The sequence below is a fragment of the Streptomyces sp. NBC_01426 genome, assembly GCF_036231985.1.
Classification (GTDB): domain Bacteria; phylum Actinomycetota; class Actinomycetes; order Streptomycetales; family Streptomycetaceae; genus Streptomyces.
This window is the reverse complement of the sequence record NZ_CP109500.1, coordinates 4,929,731-4,955,411: the sequence shown is the minus strand read 5'-3', so window position 1 is coordinate 4,955,411 and position 25,681 is coordinate 4,929,731. Positions and strand designations below refer to the sequence as shown.

20 protein-coding genes and 1 pseudogene are annotated in these 25,681 nt (G+C 73.1%); 9 read left to right on the top strand and 12 right to left on the bottom strand.

Going from position 1 to position 25,681, the window contains the following annotated elements; genetic code table 11:
• Positions 1 to 16: 16 nt before the first annotated feature.
• Positions 17 to 559 carry a DUF937 domain-containing protein gene (locus OG906_RS22020; protein WP_329445136.1) on the top strand — a complete coding sequence of 181 codons (543 nt, stop codon included), beginning with the start codon at positions 17 to 19 and terminating at the stop codon, positions 557 to 559.
• A 138-nt stretch (positions 560 to 697) separates the two neighbouring features.
• Positions 698 to 1,195, top strand: a pseudogene (locus OG906_RS22015) (GNAT family N-acetyltransferase); the annotation flags it as partial.
• On the opposite strand, the gene OG906_RS22010 reads toward OG906_RS22015, so the two are convergent.
• A complete protein-coding gene (locus tag OG906_RS22010; RefSeq protein WP_329445134.1) occupies positions 1,146 to 2,081 on the bottom strand; it encodes an EamA family transporter in 936 nt (311 codons plus the stop codon). The pseudogene OG906_RS22015 and the gene OG906_RS22010 sit on opposite strands and share 50 nt — an antisense overlap.
• Positions 2,082 to 2,187: 106 nt before the next feature.
• Here OG906_RS22010 and OG906_RS22005 point away from each other — a divergent pair, with 106 nt between their 5' ends.
• Both OG906_RS22005 and OG906_RS22000 read left to right on the top strand, forming a co-directional pair.
• On the top strand, positions 2,188 to 3,111 hold the full coding sequence (locus OG906_RS22005) for a LysR family transcriptional regulator (protein ID WP_329445132.1): 924 nt from the start codon (positions 2,188 to 2,190) through the stop codon (positions 3,109 to 3,111).
• A gap of 99 nt (positions 3,112 to 3,210) precedes the next feature.
• Positions 3,211 to 5,031, top strand: a complete 1,821-nt coding sequence (locus tag OG906_RS22000; protein WP_329445131.1) for a glycoside hydrolase family 3 protein — start codon at positions 3,211 to 3,213, stop codon at positions 5,029 to 5,031.
• A 43-nt stretch (positions 5,032 to 5,074) separates the two neighbouring features.
• Here OG906_RS22000 and OG906_RS21995 read toward each other — a convergent pair whose 3' ends face one another.
• The 4 genes from OG906_RS21995 to OG906_RS21980 all read right to left on the bottom strand — a co-directional run bounded on the left by OG906_RS21995 (position 5,075) and on the right by OG906_RS21980 (position 12,045).
• Positions 5,075 to 6,508 (bottom strand): S28 family serine protease, encoded by a 1,434-nt coding sequence (locus OG906_RS21995; protein WP_329445129.1) that lies wholly within the window; start codon positions 6,506 to 6,508, stop codon positions 5,075 to 5,077.
• 109 nt (positions 6,509 to 6,617) lie between these two features.
• On the bottom strand, positions 6,618 to 7,019 hold the full coding sequence (locus OG906_RS21990) for a hypothetical protein (RefSeq protein WP_329445127.1): 402 nt from the start codon (positions 7,017 to 7,019) through the stop codon (positions 6,618 to 6,620).
• Positions 7,020 to 7,241: 222 nt separating this feature from the next.
• Positions 7,242 to 11,129, bottom strand: a complete 3,888-nt coding sequence (locus OG906_RS21985) for an ABC transporter ATP-binding protein (RefSeq protein ID WP_329445125.1) — start codon at positions 11,127 to 11,129, stop codon at positions 7,242 to 7,244.
• Positions 11,130 to 11,286: 157 nt separating this feature from the next.
• Positions 11,287 to 12,045: a GntR family transcriptional regulator gene (locus tag OG906_RS21980; RefSeq protein WP_329445123.1), complete on the bottom strand. Its 759-nt coding sequence runs from the start codon at positions 12,043 to 12,045 to the stop codon at positions 11,287 to 11,289.
• A gap of 161 nt (positions 12,046 to 12,206) precedes the next feature.
• On the opposite strand from OG906_RS21980, the gene OG906_RS21975 reads away from it, so the two are divergent.
• Complete coding sequence (locus OG906_RS21975) at positions 12,207 to 12,620, top strand: ATP-binding protein (protein ID WP_329445121.1); 414 nt, start codon at positions 12,207 to 12,209, stop codon at positions 12,618 to 12,620.
• Here the strand turns inward: OG906_RS21975 and OG906_RS21970 are convergent.
• The 5 genes from OG906_RS21970 to speB all read right to left on the bottom strand — a co-directional run bounded on the left by OG906_RS21970 (position 12,610) and on the right by speB (position 18,694).
• Positions 12,610 to 13,233: a hypothetical protein gene (locus tag OG906_RS21970; RefSeq protein WP_329445119.1), complete on the bottom strand. Its 624-nt coding sequence runs from the start codon at positions 13,231 to 13,233 to the stop codon at positions 12,610 to 12,612. The two genes, OG906_RS21975 and OG906_RS21970, sit on opposite strands and share 11 nt — an antisense overlap.
• A gap of 43 nt (positions 13,234 to 13,276) precedes the next feature.
• On the bottom strand, positions 13,277 to 15,418 hold the full coding sequence (locus tag OG906_RS21965) for a hypothetical protein (protein WP_329445117.1): 2,142 nt from the start codon (positions 15,416 to 15,418) through the stop codon (positions 13,277 to 13,279).
• A 10-nt stretch (positions 15,419 to 15,428) separates the two neighbouring features.
• On the bottom strand, positions 15,429 to 15,803 hold the full coding sequence (locus tag OG906_RS21960) for a hypothetical protein (RefSeq protein ID WP_267799526.1): 375 nt from the start codon (positions 15,801 to 15,803) through the stop codon (positions 15,429 to 15,431).
• Between the two features lie 237 nt (positions 15,804 to 16,040).
• Positions 16,041 to 17,726, bottom strand: coding sequence for a thiamine pyrophosphate-binding protein (locus OG906_RS21955; RefSeq protein ID WP_329445115.1), 1,686 nt, complete (start codon positions 17,724 to 17,726; stop codon positions 16,041 to 16,043).
• 5 nt (positions 17,727 to 17,731) lie between these two features.
• Positions 17,732 to 18,694 carry an agmatinase gene (gene speB / locus OG906_RS21950; protein ID WP_053674744.1) on the bottom strand — a complete coding sequence of 321 codons (963 nt, stop codon included), beginning with the start codon at positions 18,692 to 18,694 and terminating at the stop codon, positions 17,732 to 17,734.
• Between the two features lie 114 nt (positions 18,695 to 18,808).
• Here speB and OG906_RS21945 point away from each other — a divergent pair, with 114 nt between their 5' ends.
• The 4 genes from OG906_RS21945 (at position 18,809) to OG906_RS21930 (ending at position 24,187) form a co-directional block, all read left to right on the top strand.
• A complete protein-coding gene (locus tag OG906_RS21945) occupies positions 18,809 to 20,596 on the top strand; it encodes a PucR family transcriptional regulator (protein ID WP_329445112.1) in 1,788 nt (595 codons plus the stop codon).
• 482 nt (positions 20,597 to 21,078) lie between these two features.
• The gene (locus OG906_RS21940; protein ID WP_267799521.1) at positions 21,079 to 22,236 is read left to right on the top strand and encodes an acyl-CoA dehydrogenase family protein; all 1,158 of its coding nucleotides are present in this window, start codon (positions 21,079 to 21,081) and stop codon (positions 22,234 to 22,236) included.
• A gap of 36 nt (positions 22,237 to 22,272) precedes the next feature.
• A complete protein-coding gene (locus OG906_RS21935; RefSeq protein ID WP_267799520.1) occupies positions 22,273 to 23,151 on the top strand; it encodes an acyl-CoA thioesterase in 879 nt (292 codons plus the stop codon).
• Between the two features lie 55 nt (positions 23,152 to 23,206).
• Positions 23,207 to 24,187 (top strand): cation diffusion facilitator family transporter, encoded by a 981-nt coding sequence (locus tag OG906_RS21930; protein WP_329445109.1) that lies wholly within the window; start codon positions 23,207 to 23,209, stop codon positions 24,185 to 24,187.
• Between the two features lie 34 nt (positions 24,188 to 24,221).
• On the opposite strand, the gene OG906_RS21925 is transcribed toward OG906_RS21930, so the two are convergent.
• Both OG906_RS21925 and OG906_RS21920 read right to left on the bottom strand, forming a co-directional pair.
• A complete protein-coding gene (locus tag OG906_RS21925; RefSeq protein ID WP_329445107.1) occupies positions 24,222 to 25,052 on the bottom strand; it encodes a DUF4253 domain-containing protein in 831 nt (276 codons plus the stop codon).
• A 120-nt stretch (positions 25,053 to 25,172) separates the two neighbouring features.
• Entirely contained in the window at positions 25,173 to 25,622 is a 450-nt protein-coding gene (locus OG906_RS21920; protein ID WP_267799517.1) for a MarR family winged helix-turn-helix transcriptional regulator, read from the bottom strand.
• Between the last annotated feature and the right edge of the window lie 59 nt (positions 25,623 to 25,681).

Genomic DNA, 25,681 nt, shown 5'->3' with positions numbered 1-25,681 from the left:
ACGTAGCGTTTCAGGCATGAGCGAACCCTCTTTCCAGGACGACGTGCTCCATGAGCTCGACGACGACAGGCTCACCGAGATCGCGGGCCTCCTCGGCACCGACGCCGCCGGTGCGCGCGACACGATCGCGACCACGGTCGGCGCGATGACCGGTGACCTCCAACAGAAGGTCGAGGCCGACGACCACGACGGCGACGAGGTCCGCCAGGCCGTCGCGGAGGTGGCCGAACCGCCGCTCCAGGGCGTGGCCACGCTCGGCGGCGGGCTGCTCGGCGGCGGGCTGATGGCCGGCGTCCTCGCCAAGGTGAGCAAGCCGGTGGCCAACGCGGTCTCGAAGAAGACCGGCATCCCCGCGCCCACCGTCGCCCGGGTCATCGAGCTGCTGATCCCGGTGCTGTTGGCAGTCTTCGCGAAGCGGGCGGCCGACAAGGGCACAGGGGCGGCCGGCGCCCCGGCCCCCGGCGCGGCGCCGGGTTCGGCAGGGGCGACTTCCGGGCCGGCGCCGGGCGGCGGCCTCGGCGACGTGCTGGGGCAGATCCTGGGCGGCGGCAAGAAGTAGCCGGCCCCGGGTCGCCCGTGCGGAGCAGCGCGGGCCGGGGTCCGGGCCGTCCTCGCGGGCGGGCCCCATGTCCCCGGCCCGCCCCGCGCGCTATCCTCGGGCGCCATGGAGCCCCCTGCCGACCACTCTTCCGCGCGGGTGCGACTGCGGGAGCCGGTCCCCGGCGAGTTGGGGTGGATCGTGTCGCGGCACGGCGCCCTGTACGCCGCCGAGTACGGCTGGAACCAGGAGTTCGAGGGCCTGGTGGCCGGCGTCGTCGCGCGTTTCGCCGAGGACCACGACCCCTACCTTGAGCGCGTCTGGATCGCCGAGCTGGACGGCGAGCCCGTCGGCTCGGTGATGTGCGTGCGCGAAGACGGACAGGCCGGCGCCGCGCGACTGCGGCTGCTGCTGGTCGAACCGAAGGCGCGCGGTCACGGCGTGGGCGCCCTCCTCGTCGACACCGTCGTCTCCTTCGCCCGCTCGGTCGGCTACCGCGAACTGGTGCTGTGGACGAACGACGTCCTGGAGTCGGCCCGTTCCCTCTACCAGCGGGCCGGTTTCACTCTGGTCGCCGAACGGCCGCACCGCTCGTACGGGGTCGCGCTCACGGGGCAGGACTGGCGGCTGCCGCTCCAGGAGCGCCCACCGCGCTGAGGGGCGCGGCGGCGGCCGTACGGGGCTTCGCCCGCGCGGGCGCCAGGGAGGTCAGGCCGCCCCCGCCGACGAGGAGCACGGCGGCCAACCAGCGCAGGCCGGAGACGGACTCCCCGAGGACCAGTGCGGCCGAGGACATCCCGAACACGGGCACCAGCAGCGAGAACGGCGCCACCGAGGAGGCCGGGTAGCGGCGCAGCAGGTAGCCCCAGGCGCCGAAGCCGAACACCGTCGACACCCAGGCGACGTAGCCGATGACGGCCACCCCGGACCAGTCCAGGGCCCGCAGTGCGGCCAGGTCCCGCTCGGGCCCCTCCAGCAGCAGCGACAGCGCGAGCAGCGGCAGCACCGGGACGGTGCACACCCAGACCATGAAGTTCAGCGCGTCGGGCGGGGCGGCCTTGCGGGTCAGCACGTTGGACACGCCCCAGCAGGCGGCGGCCGCGACGACCAGGACGAAGCCGAGCACCGGCCCGGAGGCGCCCCCGTCGGCGGCGGCGACGCCGATCCCGGCGAGCGCGACGACCATGCCGATCAGCCGTACCCGGCCGGGCCGCTCGCGCAGCACGACGGTGGCGAGGACGGCGGTGAAGACGGCCTGGACCTGGAGGACCAGGGAGGAGAGGCCGGCCGGCATCCCGGCGGCCATGCCGGTGAACAGGAGGCCGAACTTGGCGATGCCGAGGGCCACTCCGACGCCGATGATCCACTTCCAGGCGACCGTGGGCCGGCCGACGAGGAACACGGCGGGCAGTGCGGCGACGAGGAAGCGCAGGGCGGAGAGCAGCAGCGGCGGGAAGTGGCCGAGTCCGATCTCGATGACGACGAAGTTGAAGCCCCAGACGGCGGCGACGAGAACGGCGACTGCGGTGTGTACGGGACGCATGATCCGAGCATCGACCCCCGAACCATGTAGCACCAGCGCGGATCTCTTCCGGGATGGATGAAGCATCGCTTACGAATGCCCGGGCTCCCGGGGCTACCCTGGCCCCATGCTCGATCTGGCCCGGCTGCGCGCCCTGCACGCCGTCTCCGTCCACGGTTCGGTCGCGGGCGCGGCGGCCGCACTCGGCTACACCCCCTCGGCCGTCTCCCAGCAGATCGCCAAGCTGGAACGGGAGACCCGCACCACGCTGCTGGAACGACGCGGTCGCGGGGTCGCCCTCACCGAGGAGGCCCGGCACCTCGCGGACACCGCGCGGGAGTTGCTGGCGATCGTGGAACGCGCCGAGACCACGCTGGAGGAGCGGCGCGGGCAGCCGAGCGGGCTGCTGACGGTCGCCGCGTTCGCCTCGGCGGCGCGCGGCCTCCTGCCGGCGGTGCTGGCCGACCTGGCCGCCCGGCATCCGGCCCTCGACGTCCGCCTCACGGAGGTGGACCCCCACCTCTCGGTGGACCTGGTCGCCCGCGGGGTCACCGACCTGGCGGTGGCGCACGACTGGGACATCGCCCCGCTGCCGGCCCCCGAGGGCGTCGAGCAGGCCGTCATCGGGGACGACCCCTGCGAGCTGGTGGTGCCGGCCGGGCACCCGTTCACCGCGCGGGCCGTGGTCCGACGGGCGGACCTGGGCGGACAGCGGTGGGTGTGCCAGCCGCCGGGGCGGGTCTGTCACGACTGGTTGACCCGGACGCTGCGCACCGCCGGGTTCGAGCCGGACATCGCGCACGTCGCCGAGGAGAACCACACCATCGTGGCCCTGGTCGCCGCCGGACTCGGCGTGGCCGTCGTACCGCGCCTGGGCACCGGCGCGCTGCCGCCGGGGGCGGTGGCCGTCCGGCTCGAACCGGGGCCGGTACGCAGGCTGTACGCCCTGTGGCGGACCGGGGCCGCCCGCCGCCCGGCCATCACCGAGACGGTGCGCACGCTCCGGGAACACTGGGTCGCGGCGGCCCCCGCGCCAGGGGTCGGGACCTGACGCGCGAGGCGGCGCCGGGCGTTCCCGCCGCACCCCGTCCGGGGGACTCCGCGAGTGTCCGGGACTCCCCCGGCGCGCCCCGGCAGTAGCGTCCGGCGGGTGTCGTACCACGCCTCCCGCCGGTCCCTGCTCGCCGCGGCCGCCCTGGCCGCCGTCACGGCCGCCGGGGCCGCCTCCGCGGCCTCGGGGGCCCGCCGTGCCCCGGACGACCCACGCGCCCCGGGGCGGGCCCCGGGCGGGCCCTGGGGGTATCGGCCCGACCGGGCCGCGCTGCGCCGGTTGACGGCCGGGATGAGCCTGGCCGAGAAGGTCGGCCAACTCTTCGTGTCCCGGGTGTACGGGCATTCGGCGACCGACCCGGACCCGGCGGACGCCGAGCAGAACCTGACGCTCTTCGGGGTGCGCACCGCCGCCGAACTGGTCGCCCGCTACCACCTCGGCGGGATCGTCTACTTCGCCTGGGCCCACAACACCCGTGCGCCGCACCAGATCGCGGACCTGTCCAACGGCCTCCAGCGGGCGGCCGCCGCCGGGGCCCGCGTGCCGCTGCTGCTCGCCACCGACCAGGAGCACGGCGCCGTCACCCGGATCGGCAGGCCCGCGACCCTGTTGCCGGGGGCGATGGCGCTGGGCGCGGGGGGCTCGGCCGCGGGGGCCCGCCGGGCCGCGCGGATCGCGGGCGTGGAACTGGCCGCGATGGGCATCCGGCAGGACTACGCGCCGGTGGCCGACGTGAATGTCAACCCGGCCAACCCGGTGATCGGCGTACGGTCCTTCGGCTCGGACCCGCGCGCGGTGGCGGCCCTGGTCGCCGCCCAGGTCCGCGGCTACCAGGGGGCGGGGGTGGCCGCCGCGGCGAAGCACTTCCCCGGTCACGGCGACACCGAGACGGACAGCCACGTCGGGCTCCCGGTGATGCGGCACACCCGGGCCGTCTGGGAGGAGCTGGACGAACCCCCGTTCCGCGCGGCCGTCGAGGCGGGCGTGGACGTCGTGATGACGGCGCACATCGTCTTCCCCGCGCTCGACCCGTCGCTGGACCCGGCGACGCTCTCCCGGCCGATCGTGACCGGCATCCTGCGCGAACGCCTCGGCTTCCGGGGGGTGGTGGTCACCGACGCCCTCGACATGGCCGGGGTCCGCCAGAAGTACGGGGACGACCGGGTCCCGGTACTGGCTCTCAAGGCGGGCTGCGATCAGTTGCTGAATCCGCCGGACCTCCCTCTCGCGCACCGCAGCGTGCTCGCGGCCGTCGAGTCGGGGGAGTTGACGGAGGCGCGGATCGAGGAATCGGTCCTGCGGATCCTGGAACTGAAGGCCCGACGCGGGTTGTTCGAGGACCCGTACACCTCGGCCCGCGCGGTGGACGCCGCCGTCGGCACGCCCGCGCACCTGGCCGCCGCCGACGAGATCGCGGCCGGTACGACGACCCTGCTGGCCAATCCGGTGCGGTTGCTGCCCCTGGACCCGGCGCTCGCGCCGCGGCTGTTGGTGACGGGGACGGACCCGGTGTCCCCCTCGGGTACCACCGGGCCTCCCACGGAGGTACTGGCGCGGGAGCTGACCGCCCTGGGCTGCCGGGCGGCGGCGGTGGCCCCGGGCCGCGCGGTCGCGGCGGCTCCGGGCAACGCGGCGGTGCTCGTGTGCACGTACAACGTCCCGGAGGGCGAGAGCCCGCAGCGCGCCCTGGTGACGGAACTGCTCGCGACCGGGGTCCCCGTGGTCGTGGTGGCGATCCGCAACCCGTACGACCCGGCCCGGCTGCCGACCTGCGCGGCGGAGGTGGCGACGTACTGCTGGACGGACGTGGAGATGCGGGCGGCGGCCCGGGTGATCACCGGTCGGCGGCGGCCCGAGGGCCGTCTCCCGGTCCCGGTGCCGGGCCGCTACCCGCTGGGCCACGGGCTGACGTACGGGTAGCTCCCCGCACGCCGGCCCGCGGCCCCGAACCCCTGCGGGAGGGTTACGGCCGCAGCTGCGGCTCGCGCTCCAGGTCCCGCTGGTCGAGCCGCGCGTCCGGCGAGGCCAGCGGCTTCGCCTTCGCCGAGTCGGTGAGCGCGGCGGCCGGGGCCACCCCGGCCCACTTCAGGATCCGCGCGGTCGCGAGGGACTTCTCGCCTTCCTGGAGCTGCGCGACGTTCGCCCCGTGATTGGCGCCCGGCGCGATCATCACGTAGCTGTCCTTGACCTTGTACCCGAGGTGGAAGGGCTCGGCGCCCCACGGGTCGTTCTGCCCGTACACGAACAGCATCTGGTTCGCGTGGTCGCGCACCCAGCGGTCCACGTCGGTCATGGCCCCCGGCTGGAAGGTCATCGGGATGTCGCGGGGCACGAAGTTGCGCGGCGGCTGGTAGCCGTAGCGGCTCAGGCCCTTGAGGTGCGGCTGCTTGATGTCGGGCGAACCGAGCTGGGTACCCGCCTGGTAGTAGTACGGCGTGTACGTCTCGAGTCCCTGGTCGGCGTAGGCCGAGAAGCCCGAGATCGCGTCGATCGTGTCCCAGATCTCCTGGTCGGAGGCGGTCGCGGCGGTCGGGATCGCGGCGCAGTCGGCCAGCAGGCTGTACTGCCAGAACGCCCAGCCGTAGTCGAGCACGACGGCCTCGTAGGCCTTGTCGAGGTTCCCGACGGTGGTGAAGGTCCAGCCGTTCTCGGTGGCGGCGGCGGCGTACTTGGCCTCCAGCGGAACGCGGCGGATGAGCGCCTCGCGCTGCACGTTGTTCAGCTTGTCGCGGCACTCCTTGGTGCCGACCTTGTTGAAGAACCGGTCGTAGGCCGAGTCCTCCTTGTTGTTGACGTCGTTCGGCGCGACGTAGGCGACGACACCGTCCATGTCACGCGGGTAGAAGCGCTCGTAGTACGTCGCCGTCATGCCGCCCTTGCTGCCGCCCGTGGCGATCCAGTTCTTGCTGTAGATCTTCTTGAAGGCGGTGAAGATGCGGTGCTGGTCGCTGGCGGCCTGCCAGATGTCCAGGTTGCCCCAGTTGGCCGGCTCGGGCCGGGAGGGCGTGAAGAATCGATACTCCAGGGACACCTGGTTGCCGTCGACGATGGTCGTCGGCTCGCTCCGGCGCGGGTTGGTGTTGACGTTGTAGCCGGAGGTGAAGAAGACCGTGGGCCGGGACGTGTCCTTGTGCAGCAGGGTGAGGCGCTGCTTGAAGGTGCCCTTCGACGGGTTCCGGTGGTCGACCGGCTGCTCGTAGTTGAGTACGAAGAAGCGGTACCCGGGGTACGGCTTCTCCTCGATCAGACTCATCCCCGGGATCCCGAGGATCCGGTCCTTGATGTCCGTGGCGGCGGTCGGCCCCGCGGCGGTGGCCGCCTGAGCCGTGACACCGGCCGCGCCCATGGTGCCGATGAGCACCACGAGCGACAGCAGCCATCCGAGCGTCTTGCGCATTCACCCTCCCCTTGAGTTCACTTCGGTCGCCGTGAACCTAGCGGGGTCAACACGCCGCTGAACAGACCCGGTTGGATCGATCGGCCGCAAAGTCGTGATCAAGCCAAGGTCAGCACAGGATCCAGCCGGAAAAGATCGAGCCGGCGGCCACGCTCCCCTTGACGAACACGCAGCGGTTGATCGCGCCGACGGTGACCGGGCCCGCGTACCGGGTGTACCGGCCCGCGTCGCGCACCGGCACCCCGCCGCGCGGCTGGATGCTCACCGACATCTCCCGGCGTTCGCCCGGCCGCGCGGCGACCGTGATCGCGCAGGCCTGGGTGCGGCTCTTGTAGACCCGCACCTCGCCCGTCGAGAAGGGCAGCGTCCTGACCAGTCGCCCCCCGCACCCGGTGGTCGCCGCCTGCGCCGGGGCCGCCGCGATGACTCCTGTGACACCCAGCCACAGCGCCGACCCGAACACCCCGAAGGTCACGGTCCGTGTCCGGCCGCGCCTGCTTCGCTTCTGCATCACGTGGTCCCCCGATCCGGCGCACGTCGTGCGCACGCACGTACGTACGACGCGCGGACCCCCCGGATGGTTGCACCCCGCAAGGGCATCCCGGAGGGGCAGGTCCGTGCCCGAACAGGGCGCGCGGGAACGGCTGTAGAGGCGCCGGCGAACGGCGCGCCGGCGCGGTGCCGCCGGCCGCGACAGGACGCGGATCGGGTGCCGGGGACCGGACGGGGGGGGTCAGGCAGCGGCCCGCTCGTCCTCCCCGGCGAAGGTCCGCCAGAGTTCGGCGTACCGACCGCCCCGCGCGAGGAGTTCACCGTGCGTGCCGTCCTCCACGACGCGGCCCCGGTCCATGACGACGACCCGGTCGGCCCGGGCGGCCGTCGTCAACCGGTGCGCCACGACGAGCGTGGTGCGCTTGCCGGCGAGCCGTTCCGTGGCCAGGTTGACCTGTGCCTCGGTGGCCAGGTCGAGGGCGGCGGTGGCCTCGTCGAGCAGCAGCACGTCCGGGTCGACGAGTTCGGCGCGGGCCAGGGCGATCAGCTGGCGCTGACCGGCCGACAGGTTGCGGCCCCGTTCGGCGACGGTGTGCAGGTAGCCGCCGTCGAGGGTGGCGATCATGTCGTGGGCGCCGACCGCGCGGGCCGCCGCCTCCACGTCGGCGTCGCTCGCCTCGGCCCGCCCGTAGGCGATGGCGTCGCGGACCGTCCCCGGGAAGAGGTACGACTCCTGGGGGACGACCCCGAGCCGGTGGCGGTACTCCGTCAGGTCGAGCTCCCGCAGGTCCACGCCGTCGGCGGTGACCCGGCCGCCGGTCGGGTCGTAGAACCGGGCCACGAGCTTGACCAGCGTGGACTTGCCCGCCCCGGTCTCGCCGACGAAGGCGACGGTCTGCCCGGCGGGTATCCGCAGGGTGATCCCGGCCAACGCGTCGCCCTTCGCTCCCCGCTCCTCGGCGGCGCCGTAGGCGAAGTGGACGTCCTCGAAGGCGACCTCGCCCCGAAGCCGGGGCAGCGCGCGCGGATCGGCCGGACGCGGGGTGGTGGTGGGCTCGCGCAGCAGGTCCTGGATCCGGCCGAGGGAGACGGTGGCCTGCTGGTATCCGTCGAACACCTGGGAGAGCTGCTGGACGGGCGCGAAGAACAGGTCGATGTAGAGCAGGTACGCCACCAGCGCGCCGGTGGTGAGCGTGGCCGCCTCCACCCGGCCCGCGCCGGCGATCAGCACGGCCGCGGCGGCGCCCGAGGACAGCAGCTGCACGAACGGGAAGTAGACCGATATCAGCCACTGGCCGCGCACCCGGGCCTGGCGGTACGCGTCGCTGCGCTCGGCGAACCGGGCCGCGCCGTCGTGCTCGCGCCGGAACGCCTGGACGATGCGGAGCCCCGCCACGGACTCCTGGAGGTCGGCGTTGACGCTGCTGACCCGGTCGCGGGCCAGCTCGTACGCGGCGACCGACTTGCGGCGGAACACGATCGTGCCGACGACCAGCACGGGCAGGGTGGCGAAGACGATCAGGGCCAGCTCGACGTCGAGGACGAGGAGGGCCACCAGGATGCCGAGGAAGGTGAAGACGGACACGACGGCGGTGACGAGCCCGGTCTGGAGGAACGTGGACAGGGCGTCGACGTCCGTGGTCATCCGCGTCATGATCTTGCCGGTCAGCTCGCGCTCGTAGTAGTCGAGGCCGAGGCGCTGGAGCTGGGCGAAGATCTTGACGCGCAGGGCGTACAGCACGCGCTCGCCGGTGCGCCCCGTCATGCGGGTCTCGGAGAACTGCGCGGCCCACTGCCCGATGACCACCAGGAGGGCCAGCCCGGACGCCACCCACACCGCGCCCAGGGCGGCCTGCTCGACGCCCTGGTCGATGCCGTGCCGGATCAGGATCGGCAGCAGCAGGCCCGCGCCCGCGTCGAGCGCGACCAGGCCGAGGCTGATGGCGAGCGGCGCCCAGAAGCCGCGGAGCAGTCGGCGCAGGCCGTAGCTCTCCTCGGCGGACGCGGCCCGCGTCTCGTCCACGGCGGGCTGGTCGTCGGCGGGCGGCAGCGCGGCCACCTGCGCGAGCAACTCGGGTGTCGCGGGCATCCCGGCGACTGCCCCGGCCATGGAATGCCCGGCTCCGGGGGCCCGCAGGCCCGTGCCCGCGGCGGGTCCGGCCGCCGCCTTGGCGTCGTCCTGGCGCTGCCAGAGTTCGGGCGTGATCCCGCCGGCGACCCGGCGCTTGGCGTTCACGGGCTCCGAGTCGATCTCCGCCTCGATCTCGATGTCCCGATCGATGTCGCGCTCGATGTCCCGCTCGACGTCCCGCTCGATCCCGCACTCGATGTCGCGTTCGAACTCGGTCATCGCGGGCGTCTCGCGGATGCGCGGGGAACCGCCGCCGAGGGCCTCGGGATCGGTCAGCAGCCTGCGGTAGAGGGGCGAGCGGCGCTCCAGCTCCTCGTGCGTGCCGATGTCGGAGAGCCGGCCCCGATCCAGTACGGCGATCCGGTCGGCCAGCGCGAGCGTGGACCGGCGGTGGGCGATGAGCAGGGTCGTACGACCGGCCATCACGGCCCGCAGCGCCTCGTGGATCTCGTGCTCGACCCGGGCGTCGACGGCGGACGTCGCGTCGTCGAGGAGCAGCAGCCGGGGGTCGGTGAGGATGGCGCGGGCGAGCGCGACGCGCTGGCGCTGGCCGCCGGAGAGGGTGAGGCCCTGTTCGCCGACCGTGGTGTCGTACCCGGCGGGCAGCTCCCGGATGAACCCGTCGGCCTGCGCGGCCAGGGCGGCGGCCTCGATCTGCGCGTCGGTGGCGTCGGGGCGCCCGTAGGAGATGTTGGCGCGGAGGGTGTCGGAGAAGAGGAACGAGTCCTCGGGCACCAGCCCGATCGCGCCGCGCAGCGAGTCGTACGTCAGGTCGCGGACGTCGTGCCCGCCGACCCGGATGGTGCCGCGGTCGGCGTCGTAGAAGCGCGGCAGCAGCAGCGAGACGGTCGACTTGCCGCTTCCGGAGGCGCCGACGAGGGCGACGGTCTCGCCCTCCCGAATGGCGAGCGAGAACCCGTCGAGCACGGGGCGCGCCGGGTCGTAGCCGAAGGCGACGTCCTCGAACCCCACGGTGGCGGGGGCGTCGGCCGGCAGCTCCCGCTCCCCCTCGCGGATCACGGGCTCGGTGTCGATCAGCTCGAAGACGCGCTCGGCGCCGGCGCGGGCCTGCTGGCCGACGGTGAGGACCATGGCGAGCATGCGGACGGGGCCGACGAGCTGCGCGAGGTAGGTCGAGAAGGCGACGAAGGTGCCGAGGGTGACCTGCCCCTTGGTGGCCATCCAGCCGCCGAGGGCCAGAATGGCGACCTGCCCGAGGGCGGGCACGGCCTGGAGGGCCGGGGTGTAGCGCGAGTTGAGCCGGATGGCCCGCATCCGTCCGCCGAACAGCCGGCGGCCGGCCTCGCGGAGCTTGCCGGTCTCCTGCTCCTCCTGCCCAAAGCCCTTGACGACGCGGACGCCGGTCACGGCCCCGTCGACGACACCGGCGACCGCGGCGGCCTGGGCCTGCGCGTACCAGGTGGCGGGGAAGAGCTTCTTGCGGCTGCGCTTGGCGATGAACCACAGCACGGGGGCCATGAGCAGGGCGACCAGGGTCAGCAGCGGCGACAGCCACAGCATGATCCCCAGGGATATCCCGAAGAGCAGGAAGTTCCCGATGGTCATGGGCAGCATGAACAGCAGGCCCTGGATGAGCTGGAGGTCGCTGGTGGCGCGACCGATGACCTGGCCGGTCGACAGCTCGTCCTGGCGGCGGCCGTCGAGGCGGGCGATCGCCTCGTACATGTCGGTGCGCAGGTCGTGCTGCACGTCGAGCGCGAGCCGGCCGCCGTAGTACCGGCGTATGTACGTCATCACGTACACGAGCGCGGCCGCGCCTATGAGCATCCCCGCCCACGGGCCCATGGGCCGGCTCTTGTCACCTATGACGTCGTCGAGGATGATCTTGGTCACCAGTGGCACGAGCGCCATGACGGCCATGCCGCCCAGCGAGGACCCGAGCGCGAGCAGCACATTGAGCCGGTACCGCCAGGTGTAGGCGGCCAGCCTCTTGCCCCAGCCCTGTTTCTCCCCTGCCGCCGTCTGCGCCGCCGCCACGTGATGCCTCCCCGTTGGTTCGTTCCTGCCGCCTCACCCAACGCCCCGACCGGCGGATTTCATCCCGCCGCAACAATCGCACTGCCGTACGGGGACGGCACGCGAGCCTCACCCGACCGTGGCACGACCGGGGTGGGAGGGGGTGGACGCATGGGGCCTAGGCGTCGAACGCGTACTCCAACACGTACGCGGAGGAGTCGAGGACCATCTCGTTGACCTCGACGACCCGGCCGTCGGCGGCGAAGGCGGTACGGACGACCAGGACGACGGGAGTGCCCGTCCCGAGCCGCAGCGCGGCGACCTCCTCGGGGCTGGGCATGCGCGACCGCACCTCCTCGCGGAACCGGGCCGGGCCGTGGCCGAGATCGGCGAGGCGGGCGTAGATGCCGCCGGGACCCGTGTCGGGTTCGACGATGGGCGTGCCGACCACGAGAGCCGCGTCGAGATAGGAGGTCGCGAGCATCACTGGCTTCCCGTCGAGCAGGAACCTGCGGCGGCGGGCCACGGCCGGCGCGCCGTCGTCGAGCCCGAGCAACGAGGCAACGGGCGCCGGTGAGGCCTCTTCGGCGACGCCCACGAACTCGACGACGGGTTCGCGGCCATCCGTGTCGACCGCCCAGATCGAACGTCCTTCTGTCCACACATCGGCGGCCAGCCGGGAAATGCTACGGCGCCGGATGGGCCGGAACTCTCGCACGAACACCCCGGCACCCTTGCGGGCTTCGGTCAGTCCCTCCGCCTGGAGCACTCCCAGCGCTTGGCGGGCGGTCATCCGGGCCACCCCATGAGCCGCCATGAGGTCGTTCTCTCCGGGGAGACGGGCTCCCGGCCCGTATTCGCCCGAGGCGATGGCGTCCTTCAGGGCGGCGGCGATGCGCTGGTACTTGGGCTGTCGTGCGGGGCCATCACTCGGCATGCGGTCCTCCCTGATCTTCTCCGGTCATCCTAGGCACCCTGCCGATCGAAGGAGCCGGCGCGCTCACCCGGCCGACGGAATCGAACATCTCTAGAGACGTATTGACGCGCGCGAGTGAGGGGCGCTTCACTGAGCGCACGTATCTCTAGAGAGGTGTCGTGGTGACTCTGCTTCCCATCGTCGAGGTCTTCTGGATCGAACCGCGCGGCTCCCGCGCACCGGGCCGGGCTCGGGCGCGGCTGCGGGTGCGGCTCGCGGAGTGGCAAGTCGGTCCGGGCCCGGCCGACACGGCCGAGCTGCTGCTCTCCGAGCTGGTCACCAACGCCGTACGCCACGCCCACGCACCGCACGGCAGGGACATCGGGGTCCGGCTCGCGCGGTACGGCGACGTGGTGCGGGTGGAGGTGTCCGACGCGGGTCCCGCCGTCACCCTCGCGCCCCGGGCCGCCGGCGAGTCGGACGAGCGCGGCCGGGGGCTCGCCATCGTGGCGGCACTGGCGGTGCGGTGGGGTCAGTGCCCCCGGGCTCACGGGATCGGCAAGTCCGTATGGGCCGAGATCCCCGTCAGGGGGTAGGAAGCGACTTCACCACCGGGGGCTTCGCGAGGGGCTTGTTCTCGCAGCCGAGGGCCTCGGTGACGCGGCGGGTCATCAGGTAGGTGAGGGAGGTCTGGCGGTCCTTGGCCGGCTGGTCGATGTCCGCCGGGGCGATGTCCGTCCGCCCGAGGTTCACCGTGTACGAAGCCGTCGCGTACAACCACGCCGACTTCGACGGCTCGGCCAGGTCACCGGGCATGTCACACCGGACGAACAGCATCGTGGAGTGGTAGTTGCTCTCGCCGAAGGCACCATTCACGTCGAACCGGCCCGCCTCGGGCAGTGACGGTTCGACGAACTTCGACGTGCGGGGCGCCCACCCGACGCTGAACGCCGCGCTCTCCGTCCGCGTGGGCGGACTGAACCTACAGGTGGAGGGCGCGAACGTCTCCTTCGTCGGCGCCATCTCCCTCAGCGACCGCTCCAGCATCTCCACCAGACGGCCCGTGCGGTTGGGGATGGAGGTCTCGAAGCTGTCTGCGCGGATGATCCCCCGAAGAAGCTCGTCCTCTTGCGACGCCGGGGCGATGGCGCACAAGTGGTCCACCTTCGCCTCGGGCTCACCCGAGGCGCACGACGCCAGCGTCAGCACGGCGAGCACCGCAGCCGTCGACCGCGCGAGAATCTTCGATGTGTCAGGGCCGCAGATGCGCACGAGCCGCCTCCCGTCCGGTCGAGTAGGACGTGTTCGCCGTGTTCTGGGCGTGCTCGAAGGCCGGGTCCTCTTGGATCGCCCGATCCTTGCCCCAGATGCTGAACAGCTCGTTGGTCCCGTCCACACCCGCAGCGTAGTTCTCGCTGGACTCCTCCTTGCTCTGCTCCTCGGCCGCGTCCTTGACGCCCTCCACCCAGTCATAGGCGGCAACGTCGATCAGCGAACCACCGACCGTGCCCACGACCGGAATCTCGCCGATGAGTCCGTTCGCGCCAGCAGCCGTGTACGTGGACGTGGCCTCCGCCCACTCGACCTTGTCGTCTTCCTTGTCCTTGTAGACGTCGGCCCCGATGCCGTTGAGGGCACCCGCCGCCACGCCGACGCCATGCGCGCGGTTGTCCCAGTCCACACCGTGGTCCTCGCTCTTGTGCGGCGCGGCGGTGGCGAGTTGTTCCGCCGAGTACGCCCGCTCTGCCTCGACCATCAGGGCGTAGGACGGGCCATCGTCCGCGATCCCGCGCATCACGCGGATCAGGCTGCCCTGGCCGACCGCGATCTGGGCCTTGTCGCCCGAGCCGTGGATGGAGTCCTTGCCGGCGACGCCTCCCAGGTCCGTGTTCTGGCCACCGAGGATTTCGTGGGTGTCGTCGACATAGTCGACGAGCGCCTTCGCCATCGGTTGGCGCAGGTTCTCCAAGTGCTCCGGGAACTCGTCACCGCCCGCCTTGTCGTCGAGGAGGCGGATGGCGTTGTGCATGACCCGGGCCTGGCCCTCGGTGTGGGGGCCGGGCGGGCCCAGCTTCTCGCCGTCGACGTGACCCGTGGCCGCCGCCTGGATGGCCGCGCCGAGGCCTGCCGCCTTGTACGGGCTCTCCATCTCCATCGGCGGGCCGTAGGTGTTCGCGATCCAGGGGTCCTGCCACTCGCGGTCGTCGAGCAGGTATTTCAGGTGCTCGTTCTTGTTGCCGGCCGCGTCGGGGTCGAGGAAGTACGTCGCCGAGTCCGGGTCCTTGGCCATGATGCCCAGCAGGCCGTCCAACGGGTCGGCGACCAGGTTCGGGCGCTTCGGGTCGTACGCGTGGTCGTACATGTGCGGCTTCGACTTCTCGGCCTCGATGATCCCGTCACCGATGTCGTTGAGGAACTGCTTGCCGTAGCCGTCACCCTTGCCCATCAGGGTCACCAGCGCCTGGTATCCATGCGTCGGCAGGCCCTTGCCCACCAGCTCGGGGCCCTGCTCCTTGAGCCCGTCGACGAACGGCTTGTAGGCGTAGCTCCCGGGGTCCTTCGTGCCGGAGGCGACCGTCGAGGCGAGGCCGGCGTTGATCGACTCGTAGAGCTTCTTGTCGGCCGCGGACGTCCCGCGGTCGTTGGCCGCCAGGTTCATCCGGTCGGCGAGGTCCAGGGTGTCCTTCGCGCCGAGGGCGTGCAGGTACGCCTCGCTGAAGTGCTTGTCGTCGCCGTTCTGCTTGAGGATCTCGTTGTAGTGCCGCAGTTCCTCCGGCGAGGCCTTGCCGTCGCGGACCTTCGAGGTGAGCGCGAGGGCCTCCACGGCCTCGACGTCGCCGACCGGCTTGGAGTTGAAGCCGAACATGGCGGTCCCGTCGGCCCCCGACGCGTTGAGCAGGGCGGTCTTGACGTCGGCGTCGAACTCGGTGACCGCCTTGACCGCGTCCCCGATCCGGCGCGTCCAGGACCGCTCGACCTCGGGGAGGTCCGGGTCGTGCCGGATGGCCTTCGCCGTGTCCCCGGAGACCTTGGCGAAGTCGTAGCTCGCGATGCCCTGGTCGGAGACCTTCATGCCCGCGGCCTCGGCGTCCGCCACGGCGGACTTCACCCGGCCCTTGAGGTCCGTGAACCGGGTGTGCGCGTCACGGAGCAGTGACTCCATGGCCAGCGCCTCCTTCTGCGCGGAGGCGAACTCCCCTCGCGTCATGCCCGCGTTGGTGGCGGCGGTCTGCGCGCTGGAGCCCATCCAGCCGTTGCCGGCGGACACGCTCTGGACCTCGTCCTTGTAGACGTCCTCCATGGTCTTGAACTGGGTCGCCATGGCCTTCCAGCCGTCGGCGGCCGTGGTCAGTGCGGAGAGGTCCGTCTGTACGATCTCGGAATAGCTCGGCATGCCGTCTCCCCTACAGTCCCGCAACCTTGGACTGCCCCGGCTGGAAGCTGCGGCCCGTCAGCTGGTCGTTGCCGGTGAACAGGTTCGAGGCCCCGCGCAGCGCGGTCTTCTCCGAATTGAGCCTGGCCATCAGGCGTTTCACCTGGTCGTCCCAGTGCGCGTGCGCCTTCGTCAGGCCCGCCGCCGTGTCCCAGCCGGTGAAGGCCTTGACGGCGGTCTTCGTCGGTTCGTCGGCCGCGTCCGCCGCCTTCTTCGTACCGGGCTGCAGGACGTTCTCGATGGTGTTGGCCGCCTTCTTCTTCGCGGGAGGGGCCGTGGCGAGGGTGCCGGGGATCCCGGGCGTGGTGGATCCGCCGGGATCGGCGGCGAGTTGGTTCAGCCGCATCCTCGGGGACGGTCCTTCGGGCGCGCCCTGCCCGTCACCGTTCCGCTCCTGCTCGAACGACACCGTTCCCCCCGCGTGTTCCGACTCGGCCCCCGGGCCTGCGTGTGGGATCCCCTGCGTGGGGGATCACGGGCAGCCTACCGAGCCGCCACGAGGGGCCCCCACAGGGCGGAAGAAGCGTGGGGAACCCGTGCACGAAGCGTGTACGAAGCGTGCCGAAAGACAGGCCCTGAGGCCCTAGAGGTGGGTCGGGGCGAACATCCGCAGGGCCGTCGGGAGGACCAGGACGGACGGGCCCGGGGTGGCGAGGGACGTGGCGAGGTCCTCGCGGAGGGTCTCCGGGCTGGTGGTGGCCGCCGGGACGCCGAAGGAGGCGGCGAGGGCGACGAAGTCGGGGCGGGTGAGTTCGGTACCCGTCGAGCGGCCTTCGAAGGCGGAGGTCATGTACTCGCGCAGGATGCCGTAGCCGCCGTCGTCCACGATCAGCCAGGTGACGTCGAGGTCGTGCTGCCTGGCGGTGGCCAGCTCCGCGAGCGAGTACATCGCGCCGCCGTCGCCCGAGACGGCCAGGACCGGGGTGCCCGGTTCCGCGACGCAGGCGCCGAGGGCCGCCGGGAAGGCGTAGCCGAGGCCGCCCGCGCCCTGGGCCGAGTGCATGGTGTTGGGGTGCTTGGCGTCGAAGGCGGACCAGGCCCAGTAGGACAGGATCGTCATGTCCCAGAAGGACGGGGAACGGGCGGGCAGGGCGGCCCGGATCGACGTCAGGAGGGTCTGCTCCAGGGTCAGGTCCTGCTCCGCGAGTCGGGCCGCGATGGCGGACAGGACCAGGCGCACGCGCTCGGGCGCCGTCGGGTCCGGGCGCTCGGACACCGTCTCCAGGAGGGCTTGGAGGGCGAGTCGGGCGTCGGCGTGGATGCCCAGGCCCGCGTGGTTGGACTCCAGTTTCCCGAGGTCCGCCTCGATCTGGACGACCCGGCCCTCGGGGAAGAAGGTGTGGTAGTTCGAGGAGAGTTCGCCGAGCCCCGAGCCCACGACGAGCAGGACGTCCGCGTCCTCCAGGAAGTCCGTCATGTGGCGGTCCTCCAGCCAGGACTGGAGGGACAGTGGGTGCGTCCACGGGAAGGCGCCCTTGCCGCCGAAGGTGGTGACGACCGGGGCGTTCAGGCGTTCCGCGAGCTGCTTGAGCTTGCCGGCCGCGTCGGAGCGCACGACCCCGCCGCCCGCGATGATCACCGGGCGTTCGGCGTTCTCCAGCCAGTGCGCGGCCACGGCGGTGAGCTCCGGACGCGGGGCGAGCTCGTGCGGGGTCGCGTCCACGCCCGTGACCTGCGGGATCAGGGTCTCGGCGCACAGTACGTCCTCCGGGATCTCCACCCAGACGGGCCCGTGCGGGGCGGTCAGCGCCGACTCCCAGGCCTCGGCGACGACCGAGGGGATCTGGGAGGGGGTGCGGGCGATGTGGACGGACTTCACGACCTCGCGGAACGACGCGGCCTGGTCCCGCAGTTCGTGCAGGTGCCCGCGCCGACCCCCGCCGAGGCCCGCGGTCGGGACCTGGGAGGAGATGGCCAGTACGGGGGCGGAGGCGGCCGCGGCCTCCGCGAGGGCGGGCAGGGCGGTCAGCGCGCCCGGGCCGGTGGACAGCAGCAGCGGGACGGCCTCGCCGGTGAGCCGGCCGTACGCGTCGGCGGCGAAGGCCGCGTTGTTCTCGACCCGCAGCCCGACCAGCCGCAGATCGGACCGCCCCACCGCGTCGAACACGGCCAGGGCGTGCTGCCCCGGCAGCCCGAACACGGTGGTGGCGCCGAGCGAACGCAGCGTCTCCACGACCAGGTCCCCGCCCGTCCGCCCCGGGGGCGGCGCGAGGGCCGCCGCCTTCTGGGCTTCGGTGGGGCGGAGTACCAGGTCGTGGTCGTGCGTCACTTCGCTTACTTGCCCTTCGCCTGCGCGATCTGTCGCGACATGATCGTGGTCAGCTCGTACGCGGTGTGCGAGGCCGCGACCGAGGTGATCTCGGCGTGATCGTACGCCGGGGCGACCTCGACCACGTCGGCGGAAACGAGGTTGCAGGAGGACAGTCCGCGGATGATCTCCAGCAGCTCGCGGGAGGTCATGCCGCCCGCCTCCGGGGTGCCGGTGCCGGGGGCGTGCGCCGGGTCCAGCACGTCGATGTCGATGGAGATGTACAGCGGGCGGTCCCCGATGCGCTGGCGGAGCTGGTCGGCGACCTCGTCGGCGCCGCGCCGGTAGACGTCGGCGGAGGTCACGATGCCGAAGCCCATCTTGGCGTCGTCGGTCAGGTCCTGCTTGCCGTACAGCGGGCCGCGGGTACCGACGTGCGAGAGCGCCTCGGTGTCGAGGATGCCCTCCTCGACGGCGCGGCGGAACGGGGTGCCGTGCGTGTACTCGGCGCCGAAGTAGGTGTCCCAGGTGTCGAGGTGCGCGTCGAAGTGGAGGAGCGCGACCGGGCCGTGCTTCTTGGCGACCGAGCGCAGCAGCGGGAGGGCGATGGTGTGGTCGCCACCGAGGGTCATCAGGCGGGAGCCGGCGCCGAGCAACTCGTCGGCGGCGGCCTCGACCTGGTCGACGGCCTCGTTGATGTTGAAGGGGTTCACGGCGATGTCGCCGGCGTCGGCGACCTGGGCGAGCGCGAACGGGGAGGCGTCCTGCGCCGGGTTGTACGGGCGCAGCAGGCGCGAGGCCTCGCGGATGGCGTTGCCGCCGAAGCGGGCGCCCGGGCGGTAGGAGACACCGGAGTCGAAGGGCACGCCGACGACGGCCACGTCGGCCGAGCCGACCTCGTCGAGGCGGGGCAGCCGGGCGAAGGTCGCGGGGCCCGCGTAGCGCGGGATGCGGGAGGAGTCGACGGGTCCGCGCGGCTGCGTGCTCATCAGGGGGGGTGCCTTCCGGAGGGGGTGTGCGGTCCTTCGAGCGTAAACGGACATCCCGGGGGCACGAAGTGTACGTTTCATCCATCGAGTCCCCGCGATCTATACGGAGTATCCATGCCGCGCCCGGCGCAGGAGCAGCAGCCGCCCACCCCCGGCGTGGAGCTGGGGGCCCTGCTCGCGGACCGGGAGCTGGGGCTGCGCACGCTCGCGCCGGGCGGCGGCGGGGCAACGGCCCCCGCAACCCTCTCGACCTCCGCCACCCCCGCGGCCTCCGTGCACGCCGTCCACGCCTCGGAGATGCCGGACCCGTCCCCGTACCTGCTCGGCGGGGAACTGCTGCTGACGGCGGGCGCCTGGCTGGGCCGGGACGACGGACCGGGCGCGGGGGCGGGGGCGGACCGGGGCGCGGCGACTGCGCTCCGGTACGTCGAGCGGCTCGTACGGGCCGGGGTGGCCGCGCTCGGCTTCGGTGTCACCCCCGTGCACGGGACGGTGCCGCGGGAGCTGACGGACGCCTGCGTCGCGCTGGGGCTGCCGCTCGTGGAGGTTCCGCCGGGCACCCCCTTCACGGCGGTGGCCCGTACCGTCTGGCGGCTGATGGCGCAGGCCCGTACGGCCGAGGTGCGCCGGGTCGCCGAGGCCCAGCAGTCCCTGGCGGCCGCGGCGGCGCGCCCCGACCCGGTCCCGGCGGTGCTGGCCAGGCTGGCCACCGCCCTGTCCGGGCACGCGGCCCTGGTCACCCCGGGCGCGCCGGACCGTTCCGCCGGACGGCCGGTCCCCGAGCGGGCCCGGGAGGCGTTGGCGGCCCTGGCCCGCCACGTGGGCGCGCCCGGCCCGGCCACCGCCACCGACCAGGCGGCGGGCTGGCACCTGTCGGTGTACGCCCTGGGGCGCCGCCCGACCGGCGCCTCCACCGACCCGACGGGCACGGGCATCGGCGCGGGCCCGGGGCCCGGCGCCGGCACGGGAACGGGAACGGGAACGGGAACGGGAACGGGAACGGGGACGGGAACGGGGACGACGAGCACGGGAACGGGGACAGCAGCGGGCACAGGCACCGGGACCGGCGCCCCGCCGGCGCCCGCCGACGCCGGCTCGCCCGCCCCGCAGACCGCCCCAAAGGCCACCCCGCAGGCCACCCCGACCGCCTCCGCTCCCCCCGGGCCGGTGCTCGCCCTGGCGACCCCGCTGCGCGCCCCGGGCGACCAGACGATCGCCTCGATCGCCGCCGTGCTGCTGACCCTGCTCACCGCCGACCGGCCCGGCGGGTCCGGCGAGGCGGCCGCCCTCACCCGGCTGCTCCTCGGCGCCACCCCCGCACAGGCGCTCGGGCCCGGCCCGTGGACGGCGGTGCACGCCCGCGGCGGCGGCGACCCCACCGCCCTGGCCGCGGCGCTCGGCACCCCGCTGTACGCCGCCGAGGGCACCCTCGTACGCCTCCTCACCCCGCGCGAGCCCGGCCCCCGGCCGGGATGGCGGCTCGGCGTGAGCTCGCCCGCGCCGGCGGACCCCGCGGCGCTGGCCGCCGCCGACGCGCAGGCCGCCCGCGCCCTCCAGCGCGCCGAGAGCTCCCGCGCGCCCCTGGCCCGGCACGCGGACACCGGGGTGGCCGGGCTGGTGGGCGAACCCGAGGCCCGCGCACACGCCGAGGCGGTGCTGGCACCGTTGAGCCCCGTGCTGCGGGAGACCCTGCGCGGCTGGCTGGCCCATCACGGCAGCTGGGACCGGACCGCGGCCGCCTTGGGCGTGCACCGCAACACGGTCCGTCAGCGCATCGCCCGCTGCGCGGCCCTGTTGGAGCGGGACCCGGACGACGCGGACGTACGGATGGAACTGTGGTTCGCCCTGCGCTGGGCCGCCGCTCCCCCGGCGCAGACCCCACCGCCCGCCCCCCGGTACTGACGGCCGCAGCCCCACCGAGGACCGCGAGCGGGCCGACCACCGCATCCGGACCGACGGCCGCGACCGGGCCACGACCGCGGCCGGAGGACCGACGACCCCGACCGGACCGACGGGCGCGAAGAGGGCCCGGGGGCAAGGCAGTTGTCGCCCCGGGGACACGTCCGCCGACCGACCGCGCGTCAACGGGGGCCGCCCCGGCTCCGGTCGCCTCGCGCATACCCCGGACCTACGCCGGCCTCACCGGAGGCGGCGGGGCGGCTGGGTCACCGTGTGCCACTACTCCTGACCCGACCCCACCCGGCCGCCCACCCCCTCCGATCCCTCGTTCGCGCGACCGCGCGCGGCGCCCGGCAGGTCCGTGCCGGGCGCCGCGCGCCGTGCGACGTACCTCTCTCTGGACGGATGGACAACTCGCCGGTAACTTTGTATGAGCAAGCGCTTAGACATAAGCGGCGGACCGCCGCGACGAAGGGAGTCCGGCCGTGCGCCGTACCGTTTTCAACGAGGACCACGAGGCGTTCCGCGAGACCATCCGGGACTTCATCGAGACCGAGGTCGTGCCGGTCTACGACGACTGGTTCCAGGCCGGCCAGGCTCCCCGCGACTTCTACTACAAGCTCGGTGAGCTGGGCATCTTCGGCATCAACGTGCCCGAGGAGTTCGGCGGCGCGGGCCTGGACACCCACAAGTTCGAGGCCGTCCTCTACGAGGAGACCTCCCGCGCGGGCGTCAACTTCGGCGGCTCCGGCGTGCACGTGCTGCTCGCCCTGCCCTACATCAAGATGCTGGCCGACGACGAGCAGAAGAAGCGCTTCCTGCCGAAGTTCGTCACCGGCGAGGAGATGTGGGCACTGGCGATGACCGAGCCCGGCACCGGCTCCGACGTCGCGGGCATGAAGACCACCGCGAAGCTCTCCGAGGACGGCACGCACTACGTCCTCAACGGCTCCAAGACCTTCATCACCGGCGGCGTGCACGCCGACCGGGTGATCGTCTGCGCCCGTACCTCCTCCCCGCGCGAGGACGACCGCCGCTTCGGCATCTCCCTCTTCGCCGTGGACACCAAGTCCGCCGGCTACTCGATCGGCCGCAAGCTCGACAAGCTGGGCCTGCGCACCTCCGACACCGCCGAGCTGGCGTTCGTCGACGTGAAGGTCCCGGTCGAGGACCTGATGGGCGAGGAGAACAAGGGCTTCTACTACCTCGGCGCGAACCTGCCCTCCGAGCGCTGGGGCATCGCCTTCGGTGCGTACGCCCAGGCCAAGGCCGCTGTCCGGTTCGCCCAGCAGTACGTGACGGACCGCACCGTCTTCGGCAAGCCGGTCGCGCACTTCCAGAACACCAAGTTCGAACTGGCCGCCTGCCAGGCCGAGGTGGACGCGGCCGAGGCCGTCGCCGACCGCGCGCTGGAGGCCCTGGACGCCGGTGAGCTGACCGCCGCCGAGGCCGCGTCCGCGAAGCTCTTCACGACCGAGGTCGCGCACCGCGTCATCGACAAGTGCCTCCAGCTGCACGGCGGCTACGGCTACATGAACGAGTACCCGATCGCCCGCCTGTACGCCGACAACCGCGTGAACCGCATCTACGGCGGCACCAGCGAGGTCATGAAGTCCATCATCGCCAAGTCCATGGGTCTGTAAGGGATTCCGGACCCCCTCGGGACCTACCCTTCCCCCATGAACGAGGCTCTGACGACGCTCCTCGATCTGCTCGACCTGGAGCAGATCGAGGAGAACATCTTCCGCGGTACCAGCCGTTCGGCGCTGGTACCGCGCGTTTTCGGCGGACAGGTCGCGGCCCAGGCGCTGGTCGCGGCCGGGCGGACCGTGCCCGGGGACCGCACCGCGCACTCGCTGCACTCGTACTTCCTGCGCGCCGGCGATCCCGGCGCGCCCATCGTGTACTCGGTGGACCGGATCCGCGACGGGCGCTCCTTCACCACCCGCCGGGTGGTGGCCGTCCAGCACGGCCAGCCGATCTTCCACCTCTCCGCGTCGTTCCAGACGTACGAGGAGGGGCTGGACCACCAGACGGCGATGCCGGACGCCCCCGATCCCGAGACCCTGCCCACCGCCGCCGAGGCCCTGCCCGCGTACCGGGGGATCTTCCGCGACCCGGACACGGTGGAGCGGCTGATCGAGGCGCGGGGCGCGGTGGACCTGCGGTACGCGACGACCCCTCCGTGGGGCAGCGTCGGGCAGCCGGTCGAGCCGCGCTCGCAGGTGTGGTTCCGTACCGCCGGGAAGCTGGAGAGCGACGACGCCCTGCTGCACACCTGCCTGGCCACGTACGTCTCGGACATGACCCTGCTCGACTCGGTGTTGCTCGCGCACGGCCGGGGCGGCTGGGCCGTGGGCGACGTGGTGGGCGCCTCGCTGGACCACGCGATGTGGTTCCACCGGCCGTTTCGCGCCGACGAGTGGCTGCTGTACGACCAGGAGTCCCCCTCGGCCGCCGCCGGCCGGGGTCTGGGGCAGGCTCGCATCTGGACCCAGGACGGGCGGCTGGCCGTCACGGTCATCCAGGAGGGCGTGGTGCGCGTCCCGCGCGGCTGAGTCCGCGTCCGGGTGTCGCCGTGCCCGGGCCGGGGGTCGGACATACCGTCACCTCGTGCCCGAAGAAGCGGAAAGTCTCGGAACGGTCGTCGTCGCGGTCGTCACCAACCTCGGCATCGCCGCCGCGAAGGCGGTCGGCGGGGTCGTGAGCGGATCCAGCGCCATGCTGTCGGAGGCGGCGCACTCGGTGGCCGACACGGTGACCGAGGTGATGCTGCTGGTCTCGCTCAAGCGCGGCGCCCGCCCGGCGGACGAGGCGCATCCGCTGGGCTACGGGCCGGAGCGGTACATCTGGGCACTGCTGGCCTCGGTCGCCACCTTCGTCGGCGGCGCGGTGTTCGCCGTGTACGACGGGATCCACACGCTGGTGCACGGGGAGGACCCCGGGGACCCGATGGTGTCGTACGTGATCCTGGCGGTGGCGTTCCTGCTGGAGGGCTACTCCCTGTTGGTGGCGTGGCGCCAGATGAGGGGCGAGGCGGCACGGTTGGCCGCGCCCCTGGGCCTGTACGTGAAGCACACCCCGGACACGGCGGTGAAGGCCGTGCTGCTGGAGAACGTGGCCGCGCTGATCGGTCTGGCACTGGCCGCCGGCGGGCTGCTGGGGGCGCAGCTGACCGGGTCGGGTGTGTACGACGGGGTGGCGTCGCTGCTGATCGGGCTGCTCCTGGTGTGGGTGGCGTGGGAGCTGGGCCGCTCGAACGCGCAGTACCTGATCGGCCGTTCGCTGCCCGCCGCGATGCGGGCGGAGGTCCGGGAGGAGCTGCTGACCGTGCCGCACATCGAGGCGGTGCTGGAGCTGACGACCCTGGTGCAGGGCCCGGCCGAGGTGCTGATCGCGGCGAAGATCGACTTCCACGACCTGGCGTCGGCGCGGCAGGTGGAGGCCGCGTGCGAGGACGCGGAGGACCAGCTGCGGGAGCGCTTCCCGGCGATCCGCCGCGTATACCTGGACCCGACGCCGACCACGCCGCCTCCCCCTCGGACCTCGCCGCCGGCCGCCCCGGCCCCGCCGCCGCCCGGCCGGGCCGGGTGAGCGGGCGGTGGGGCCGAGGCCGGCTCGCCGTTCCTCAGTCCCACCAGAATGCCCAGGTCCGCGCGCCGACGACGGCCTCCTCCGCGTAGGCGTGCACGCTGCCGGAGCCCTGCCAGACGTTGTCGGGGCAGAAGGCGAAGTGCTCGGCGGCGACGGGGAGGGCGGCGGCCCGCGTCGCGGGCGGGGCGGCCACCGAGAGGTGGAGTTCGTCGAAGCCGAGGGCGAGGACGCGGGCGCCGTAGCGCTCTTCCCAGGAGCGCAGGACGGTGCTGACGCGGGCCGTGTCGTTCTCGTGGTTCAGGGGGCCGCGCCACCCCATCGCGGTGGGTGCGTCCGCTCCCCGGGCCGCCGGTATCAGGGCCAGGCGGGGGCTCGGCAGGACGCCCTCCCGGATCAGCTCGTCGGCCCGGGCGACGGCTTGCTCCTCCGGGTCCCCGTCCGGGACCCCGGGCTCGGCGAGCCCCGGCCACTCCCGGCCGAACGGCGCGATCAGTTCCTCGCCCTCGGCTCCCTCCTCGGGGTCGGGGACCACATCGGCCCAGTACGCGCGCAGGACCGGTTCGACGTGGTGGTCGTCGGGGTCGGACATCTCGCGCGGCCGCAGCTCACCGCGGGTCCACCAGCTCTCCAGGCCGCGCCGGCCCTGGAACAGCACCGCCTGGAGGCCGGCCGCCCGCGCCGGGCCGCGGTGGGCGGCGAGCGCTCCGGGGCCCACGGGCTCGTCGGACACCCACACCGGCGGGGACCGGCGCGCGAAGCGTCGGCCGGGACCGTCGATCAGCGTGCCGGGCGGCAACGCGAGGCCCAGGGAGCGGCCTTGCGGGTCGGCGGCCAGCGCGGACAGCGGGTTCGGCGTCTTGGTCATGGGGCGACCGTAGGCGCCGGCACTGACAACACCCGGTCGCCCGGGCGCCGTTGCCGGCCGGGGCGTCTGTGCCGGATCTCGCCGGGCGGCGCGGGTCCGGCACGACCCGAAAGGGACGGCCTACGCCTTGAGCTTGGCCCAGATCGCGCCGAGCGCGGCGATGTCCGCGTCGTCGAGCCGGTCGTCGAAGACCTCGGCGAGGGCCTCGCGGCGGGTGGCGTCGGCCTCCAGGAAGGCGCGCCGGCCGGCGTCGGTGAGGGCGATCCGCACGGAGCGCGCGTCGGTCGGGGAAGGTATCCGCTCGACGAGGCCGCGCGCCTGGAGCGAGTCGGCGACCCGGGACACCTGGCTGCGGCTGAGCAGGGTCCTGGCCCCCAGCTCGGAGGAGGCGACCGGCTCCTCCTGGGCCTGGAGCCACAGCATCACCTCGAACCACGAGAGCGGCAGGTCGTGCCGTCGGGTGAGGGCCTGGTCGACCCGGGCGGTGAGGGTGGTGCCGGCCCAGACCAGGCCGTAGAAGGCGTGGTCGCGGGGGGTGAGTCCGCCCATGGAGAGCTCGTTGTGCGCCATGACGAGGAGCCTACCTAATTGCGTGCACACGCACACATGAGTAATGTGTGTGTGCACGC

Excerpts from the sequence above, each read along its gene's own strand:
- OG906_RS22020 (WP_329445136.1), top strand. The coding sequence starts at position 17 with ATGAGCGAACCCTCTTTCCAGGACGACGTGCTCCATGAGCTCGACGAC.
- OG906_RS22010 (WP_329445134.1), bottom strand. The coding sequence starts at position 2,081 with ATGCGTCCCGTACACACCGCAGTCGCCGTTCTCGTCGCCGCCGTCTGG.
- OG906_RS22005 (WP_329445132.1), top strand. The coding sequence starts at position 2,188 with ATGCTCGATCTGGCCCGGCTGCGCGCCCTGCACGCCGTCTCCGTCCAC.
- OG906_RS21995 (WP_329445129.1), bottom strand. The coding sequence starts at position 6,508 with ATGCGCAAGACGCTCGGATGGCTGCTGTCGCTCGTGGTGCTCATCGGC.
- OG906_RS21990 (WP_329445127.1), bottom strand. The coding sequence starts at position 7,019 with ATGCAGAAGCGAAGCAGGCGCGGCCGGACACGGACCGTGACCTTCGGG.
- OG906_RS21980 (WP_329445123.1), bottom strand. The coding sequence starts at position 12,045 with ATGCCGAGTGATGGCCCCGCACGACAGCCCAAGTACCAGCGCATCGCC.
- OG906_RS21965 (WP_329445117.1), bottom strand. The coding sequence starts at position 15,418 with ATGCCGAGCTATTCCGAGATCGTACAGACGGACCTCTCCGCACTGACC.
- OG906_RS21960 (WP_267799526.1), bottom strand. The coding sequence starts at position 15,803 with ATGCGGCTGAACCAACTCGCCGCCGATCCCGGCGGATCCACCACGCCC.
- speB (WP_053674744.1), bottom strand. The coding sequence starts at position 18,694 with ATGAGCACGCAGCCGCGCGGACCCGTCGACTCCTCCCGCATCCCGCGC.
- OG906_RS21945 (WP_329445112.1), top strand. The coding sequence starts at position 18,809 with ATGCCGCGCCCGGCGCAGGAGCAGCAGCCGCCCACCCCCGGCGTGGAG.
- OG906_RS21935 (WP_267799520.1), top strand. The coding sequence starts at position 22,273 with ATGAACGAGGCTCTGACGACGCTCCTCGATCTGCTCGACCTGGAGCAG.
- OG906_RS21925 (WP_329445107.1), bottom strand. The coding sequence starts at position 25,052 with ATGACCAAGACGCCGAACCCGCTGTCCGCGCTGGCCGCCGACCCGCAA.
- OG906_RS21920 (WP_267799517.1), bottom strand. The coding sequence starts at position 25,622 with ATGGCGCACAACGAGCTCTCCATGGGCGGACTCACCCCCCGCGACCAC.